1 pseudogene is annotated in these 754 nt (G+C 67.0%); it reads right to left on the bottom strand.

The window, feature by feature from the left end:
* Window positions 1–212 precede the first annotated feature (212 nt).
* Window positions 213–754: pseudogene (locus BAW75_RS10755) on the bottom strand (AAA family ATPase); the annotation flags it as partial.

Here is a 754-nt window from a genome sequence, read left to right as displayed (position 1 = left end):
CCCTCGACTCGCCCTCGACTCGCCCCCGGCTCGCCCTCGGCTCGCCCCGTTGATCATGAAGTTAGCGGCGACAAATCGGGCGCCAAGTGCGGTCAACCTCATGATCGACCACGGCGGGGCTGGGGCGAGGAGGGCGTGGTGGGTGGGCACGGAAAGGCGACGGCCCCGGTGGCTTTCGCCTACCGGGGCCGTCGCCCTCGAACTGTTCTTGCCTACGCGGCGTCGTCCGCGCCGGTGGCGGCGGTGCCGCCGAGGTCCGCCGGGACCGCGTCCGGCACGGCGTCCGGCCGGTCCGCGCCCCGGAAGACAAGCTTGGACTTGTCGATGTTCTCCGGGTCGCCCTCGCAGTCCACGACCACGATCTGACCCGGGGTCAGCTCGTTGAACAGGATCCGTTCGGACAGGTTGTCCTCGATGTCGCGCTGGATCGTGCGGCGCAGCGGCCGCGCGCCCAGCACCGGGTCGAAGCCCTTCTTCGCGAGGTACTTCTTGGCGTTGTCGGTCAGTTCCAGGCCCATGTCCTTGTTGCGGAGCTGGGTTTCGATGCGCTGGATCATGATGTCGACGATCGAGAGGATCTCGGTCTCGCGCAGCTGGTGGAAGACGATGGTGTCGTCGATCCGGTTGAGGAACTCGGGCCGGAAGTGCTGCTTGAGTTCGTCGTTGACCTTCTGCTTCATCCGGTCGTAGTTCGACTCGGAATCCTCCGACGCCTGGAAGCCCAGCGACACCGCCTTGGCGACGTCGCGCGTAC

This window comes from Micromonospora chalcea (genome assembly GCF_002926165.1).
Classification (GTDB): domain Bacteria; phylum Actinomycetota; class Actinomycetes; order Mycobacteriales; family Micromonosporaceae; genus Micromonospora; species Micromonospora chalcea.
This window is presented reverse-complemented; position numbering and strand designations above follow the sequence as displayed.